The organism is Bacillus sp. 7884-1 (assembly GCF_002272245.1).
GTDB lineage: Bacteria > Bacillota > Bacilli > Bacillales > Cytobacillaceae > Neobacillus.
Map to the genome: position 1 here is coordinate 1 of NZ_NPDD01000144.1, position 6,126 is coordinate 6,126.

The window sequence follows — 6,126 nt, forward strand, 5'->3', positions numbered from 1 at the left end:
TGGAGCTAGACAAAAAAATCGGTCATATGACCGATTTTTTTATTTGCCACTTTCTTCTACATTATGAACAAGTATTCTTAATTCTTTTGAAATCTCTGTCACTGAAATATCCTCAAGTATGTAAAAAACTGGAACCGCCAAATGTTCCCTGACCACTTCTATCAAAGCTTGATTCCAGACAAGGACTGCCTTAATATTCGTTACATAGGTAATCAGAGAAAGATCGTTCTCGTTTCTAAGAATCAGTAATTTAGGGTACGCTTGTTTCTTATGACCTTCAATTAGGATAATATCAGGTTGAAAAAAATCCATAAATCTAATTTGTTCATCCAGAGTCAAAAAGGATTCATCTACCTGCAGGACTAGTCTCCCATCGCCTTCAACCAAAGCAGCAAGTGCTCCTGCTTTTAGATGCCGGGATGAGTCCTTTTGAGGAATAACATCTGGCCTTCCACCATGTCCATGATGCTTGATTGTAACACTTTTTATACCCTCATTTTTTAATAATTCAATTAGTTTTAAGATAAAAGTGGTTTTACCACTATTTTGGTATCCTACTACTTGAAAGATGATTGGCTTTACCAAGGCCATTCACTGCCATCTTGGTCTTCAAGCAACAGGATATCAACCTCATCTCCAGCTTGAAAGCTTCTTGTACCTCCTGGAAGAATCATTAGGGAATTAGCTCCTGAAAGACTCATGATAATATTAGACTTATCTAATCCACTCGGTGTCGCACTTAATCTGCCACTTTTTACAGAAAATGCACTGCGAACAAATCTTGTGAATGGGTTTGCTTTTGGAAAGTCAACCTCTAGAACCGCTTTTTCTTTTCTTAGATGTGGTCTAGCAGAAAACAGCATTGTGCGTATAATTGGTCGAGCAAACAACTCAAAACCAACATAACAGGCAGAAGGATTACCTGATAAACCAAACAGTAGTTTCCCTTCTAATTGAGCTACTGTTGTTACACTTCCTGGTCTCATTGCCACTTTATTAAATAACACCTCAGCACCAAGCTTTTCATAGATCGCAGGGAGATAATCAAAATCGCCAACAGAAACTCCACCCGTTGTGATGAGGATATCTACTTTTTCTAAAGCACTTTTTACCGCTGTAAAACAAGTATCAAAAACATCAGGAAGCTTACCATAATAATGGACGATTGCCCCAGTTCTTTGAATTTGAGCCGCTATCATATGTGAATTACTATTTCGGATTTTACCAGGTACCAATTCCTCATCCACTTCGAGCAATTCCGTTCCAGTCGCAAACAAACCAATAATGGGTTTTTTAGCAACAGGAACTTGGTCGTAGCCAAACGTAGCCAGCATGGCTTGAATACCAGGGTTTATTAATGTGCCCTTTTTTACCAGGACTTCACCTTCTTTGGCATCTTCTCCTCGGAAGGATACGTTATCCCCCTTATTAAAGCTTCGTTTTATCGACATATATGGCGTCCCATTTTTGTCATAGTCTTTTGCAACTTCAAACATGACAACTGCGTCTGTACCTTCAGGCATCATCGCTCCGGTCATAATCCGAACTGCTTCGTGTTCTTTAATTGTCATGGTAGACGTCATTCCCGCACCAAGATGGTCGACAACTTTAAATTCTAGTGGATTATTTGTTGAAGCTTCCTTAGTATCTATAGACCGAACAGCGAAACCATCATAAGGTGCTCGATCAAAATGAGGGACATCACTCGTTGCAATTAAGTCTTCTGATAAAAACCGTCCATAACTTTCATCGATAGAAACAAATTCTGTTTTACCATTTAACTGAAATTCCATTATTTTTTTAACTGCATCCCCAATTGGGATTGGTTTTCTTCTTTCTAACAATTCCATCACTCCTGCAGGAAACAAATACTAGTAAAAAAATTTTTTATACATATTTCATTATAAGCCTATCGAAAAGTCTCTTATATAGCAAACATCACACCATTAAACAAAAAAATAGTAAATACTTTTGAATGTGTGATTCAGGTCACCTATTTTTTCAAAGAAATACCTTATCCTTAAGTTAGAAATTAAATAACGACAATCAGGAGGAAAATATGATTACTTTCCCTTTTTCTACAAATACATTGGTTAAAGATATCGTAAATGAACTGCCAAAAACGAGCGACGTTTTCAAGAAATTCCGAATTGACTTTTGCTGCGGAGGCAATATTCCACTATCCGAGGCTATTGCAGCAAATGGATTAAATGAAGAAGCACTAATGGATGAATTAAAAGCAGTATATGAAAAGTACAGTTCAACTGAAACGGACTTAGAAGTTTGGACGAAATCAGATTCAAATACCATCATTGATCATGTTATCAACCATTATCACCGTACATCTGAAGAAGAATTAACATTGCTTAGCCCTTATGTTACCAAGGTTTCACGTGTTCACGGCGACAGTCATCCTGAACTTTTAAAGGTTAATGAGCTATTTTATGAATTCAAAAAAGAATTAATGGAACATATGGCTAAAGAAGAAGCAATTGTATTTCCGTTAATCAAACAACTTGCCGATGGTACTGTTGAAAATCGTGAAGAAGCTATTAATATGATTGTTGAGCTTGAAAAAGAACATGATCATGCAGGTGAAATACTTAGACAGATTCGTGCCATTACATCTGACTATGCACTTCCAGCTGATGCTTGTGGAACGTACACATTAGTATACAAGCGACTAGAAGAACTAGAAGGACTAACATTTATGCATGTACACTTAGAAAATAATATCTTGTTCCCTAGATATATTATTTAGATGTTTCAAGAGGCTGAACAATCAGCCTCTTTTTCTATGTAAAAAAACCTCTCTATTGGGAAAGAGAGGTTTAGCCGCCTATATATGACATTTCAATTTTCTTTCGGTTCTTTGCTGTCTCTTCTGTTCTTTCATCTGAATACCTATCGCTTCGATTGTTCCAAATAGCAGAGATTCGGTTTCTCAATTCATCATCTGTAGCACCGTTTCTCATAAAGTTTCGAATATCGTGCCCATTGCCATTAAATAAACAAGTGAAAATTTGTCCATTTGCAGAAAGTCGAGATCGGGTACAGCTGCTGCAGAATGATTCTGAGACAGAAGAAATAAATCCAACATTCACATCTGTGTTTTGATAATTATATAATTTTGCGACTTCACCAAAATAAGCAGGGTCAAGAGACTCTAATTGATAGTGCTCTTTTAATAGTACATAAATTTGCTTTTTAGTGATGACATCATCCATTTTCCAGCCATTAGATGAACCTACATCCATATACTCAATAAAACGAAGCTCCAAGCCATTCTTTAAACAAAAATCAGCCATTGGGATGATTTCCGAATCGTTGAGGCCTTTTTTAACGACCATATTGATTTTTATTTTGAGACCAGCCTTCTTAGCTGCTTCAATCCCGTCTAGAACAGGCTGTGTACCAACACCACGACCGTTAATTTTTCCAAACAACTCATCATTTAAGGTATCAAGGCTAATATTGACTCTTTTAAGACCAGCCTTTTTTAATTTATCAGCAAGTTTAGGAAGAAGGACTCCATTTGTCGTTAACGCAATATCTTTTAAACCCTCAATCTTTGAAAGTTTTTCTACCAATATCGGAAGATCTCTTCGAAGAAGTGGTTCACCGCCAGTTAAACGTATTTTTTCCACACCAACACTAATAAAAGCCTTTGCTATCCGCTCGATTTCCTCATAGGTCAGCAGCGCACTTTTTGGCAAAAATTCAAAATCATCACCAAATTGATCGGCTGGCATGCAATATTGACAGCGGAAGTTACAACGGTCGATTACTGAGATTCTTAAATCACGTAATGGGCGATCAAATTTATCTTTAATAATGGTCTTTTCCATTCATATCAACTCCATTATTTTAAAAACCAATAATATAATGCAAGTGTACCAACGATTAATAAAAAATACTGTTACTTTATTCACTATCATAACATTTCTTTTACTATTTATTAACGCAATCATTGAAGATTTTATTAACAGTTGAACATTAAATTAGAGAATTTTCACTATATTGTCATTGTTTACTCCGTTAAAACTTCAAAACCTGCGTTAAAATAAGACTAACGAAAATAGAAGTATAAGGACCAAACAATACCCTTGAGGTGAGAATACATGTTGACTAAAATTAAACCAACCCATTCCATAGAAATTAAAGAATTACTTAGATTTGCCGATCGGAAAATTAGAAGTGAAAGAGGAGCCTATTTATTTCAAGAAGGTATGCTTGCAGAAGAACTTTATATTATTATCTCTGGAAAAGTTCAAATCAGTAAAATAACCTCAGATGGACGCGAACTCTCTTTAAGAATATGTGGTGAGAACGATATTTGTGGAGAATTAACGCTTTTTACGGATAATCCAAGGTATTTACTAAGTGCCAGAGTTCTAGAGGAAGGTGAAATAGTCGCTATCAAAAAAGATGTCATCGAGAGTGAGATATTCCAAAATAGTAAGCTTGCGTTTGAGTTTATGAAATGGATGAGTGACCATTTCCGTAAAACCCAGACTAAGTTTCGAGATCTTGTTTTAAATGGTAAACGGGGAGCGCTTTTTTCAACATTAATTCGGATGTCTAATAGTTATGGTATTCATAAAGAAAATGAAATATTAATTGATTTACCATTAACGAACCAGGAACTTGCAAACTTTTGTGGAACTTCAAGAGAGAGTACAAACCGTATCCTAAGTGAATTGAAAAAAGATAAAAAAATCAGTATTAAAAAAGGAAAGATTTCTATTTTAGATCTTCAATATATAAAAGATGAAATTGGCTGTGAAAATTGTCCAGCCGTATATTGCAGCATTGAATAAAAGATGGAAGCAATCACGAATGATTGCTTCCATCTTTTTGATTATGATTGAACCTGCTTTTCTCTCATTGCTTTTGGTATATAAACACAGAATGGTTCGCTTTCTAGGTAATCTCCGGTCATTGCGTAGGCTCTAGACCTTGAACCGCCGCATACATGGCGAAATTCACAGACACCACATTTTCCTTTATAGAGATCCGGATTTCTTAGTGATTTAAAAATTGGTGACTCGCGATAAATCTCCGCTAACGGCGTTTCACGTACATTTCCTGCTTTGACAGGTAATAAGCCGCTTGGGTACACATCTCCTATATGTGAAATGAAGACAAATCCATTTCCGTCATTCACTCCTTTTGGTGCTCGTCCAAGTCCGTCAATCGATCCTGTTAACCCCTGTTCTGTTAAAGCACTTAAATAATTAATTTCCTCAGTCTGGTCTTTCGCTTCACGCATCTTCTGCTGAATAACAACACGGCGGTAATGCTGAGCTGCAGTTGTCTTAATATCAAAGGAAACACGCTTACTTAGGTCATATAGCCATCTAAATACTTTTTCATGTTCTACAGGTGAGATCATATCAGATTCTTGACCTCTGCCTGTTGGGACAAGGAAAAACACACTCCAAAGTACACAGCCTAAATCCTCAACCATTTTTGCCATTTCATCTAGGTACTCAATATTATATCTTGATATTACCGTGTTGATTTGAATCGGTATTTCGAGTTCATGTAAGTATTTAATTCTTTCCATTGTGAGGTCAAAAGATCCCGCTGTTCCACGGAAGTGGTCGTGAACCTCAGCTGTTGGCCCATCAATACTAAACGCCCAGCGTGAAAGACCAACTTCTTTTGCCTTTTCAATTGCTTCTTTTGTAACATTTGGCGTCGCACTTGGTGTCATGGAAACTCTAACGCCTTTTTCAACTGCATATTTTGCAATATCAAAAACATCCTGTCTCATTAATGGGTCTCCACCCGTAAATACAAGCATCGGATTATTCATTTCGTATATTTGATCAATTAGGTTCTTACCTTCTTCGAATGATAGTTCGCGTGGGTCTCTTTTTAATTGAGCCTCTGCACGGCAATGTAAACAAGCAAGTTGACATGCACGTGTAAGTTCCCAAATTACGATAAATGGATCTTTATTAAAATCCCGGCCAAAAGCCATATGAAACGCCTCCTAAAACGGCCATTTCAACAAAACCAAACAGCCTTATTACCTGTATTATATAGGGGATTCCACTATGGATAAGTGAACTACCTCACATTCCATCCAAAATAATATGTCCTTTTTGTGAAAGACCC

At 36.6% G+C, this 6,126-nt stretch carries 6 protein-coding genes; 2 read left to right on the forward strand and 4 right to left on the reverse strand.

Annotation, left to right across the window (positions count from 1 at the left end):
* Positions 1 to 39: 39 nt before the first annotated feature.
* Together mobB and CHI06_RS16895 are read right to left on the reverse strand one after the other, a co-directional pair.
* Entirely contained in the window at positions 40 to 591 is a 552-nt protein-coding gene (gene mobB, locus CHI06_RS16890) for a molybdopterin-guanine dinucleotide biosynthesis protein B (RefSeq protein WP_095249798.1), read from the reverse strand.
* Positions 579 to 1,844, reverse strand: coding sequence for a molybdopterin molybdotransferase MoeA (locus CHI06_RS16895; RefSeq protein WP_095249799.1), 1,266 nt, complete (start codon positions 1,842 to 1,844; stop codon positions 579 to 581). Before CHI06_RS16895 ends, mobB begins: the two co-directional genes overlap by 13 nt.
* Before the next feature lie 215 nt (positions 1,845 to 2,059).
* Between CHI06_RS16895 and ric the strand changes: the two genes are divergently transcribed.
* Positions 2,060 to 2,761 carry an iron-sulfur cluster repair di-iron protein gene (ric, locus tag CHI06_RS16900; protein ID WP_373558153.1) on the forward strand — a complete coding sequence of 234 codons (702 nt, stop codon included), beginning with the start codon at positions 2,060 to 2,062 and terminating at the stop codon, positions 2,759 to 2,761.
* Between the two features lie 70 nt (positions 2,762 to 2,831).
* Here the strand turns inward: ric and moaA are convergent, their stop codons facing one another.
* Positions 2,832 to 3,848 (reverse strand): GTP 3',8-cyclase MoaA, encoded by a 1,017-nt coding sequence (moaA, locus tag CHI06_RS16905; protein ID WP_095249800.1) that lies wholly within the window; start codon positions 3,846 to 3,848, stop codon positions 2,832 to 2,834.
* Positions 3,849 to 4,121: 273 nt separating this feature from the next.
* Between moaA and CHI06_RS16910 the strand changes: the two genes are divergently transcribed.
* Positions 4,122 to 4,820, forward strand: coding sequence for a Crp/Fnr family transcriptional regulator (locus tag CHI06_RS16910; RefSeq protein WP_095249801.1), 699 nt, complete (start codon positions 4,122 to 4,124; stop codon positions 4,818 to 4,820).
* Positions 4,821 to 4,861: 41 nt separating this feature from the next.
* Here the strand turns inward: CHI06_RS16910 and CHI06_RS16915 are convergent, their stop codons facing one another.
* Positions 4,862 to 5,989, reverse strand: coding sequence for a TIGR04053 family radical SAM/SPASM domain-containing protein (locus CHI06_RS16915; protein WP_095249802.1), 1,128 nt, complete (start codon positions 5,987 to 5,989; stop codon positions 4,862 to 4,864).
* Positions 5,990 to 6,126: the final 137 nt, after the last annotated feature.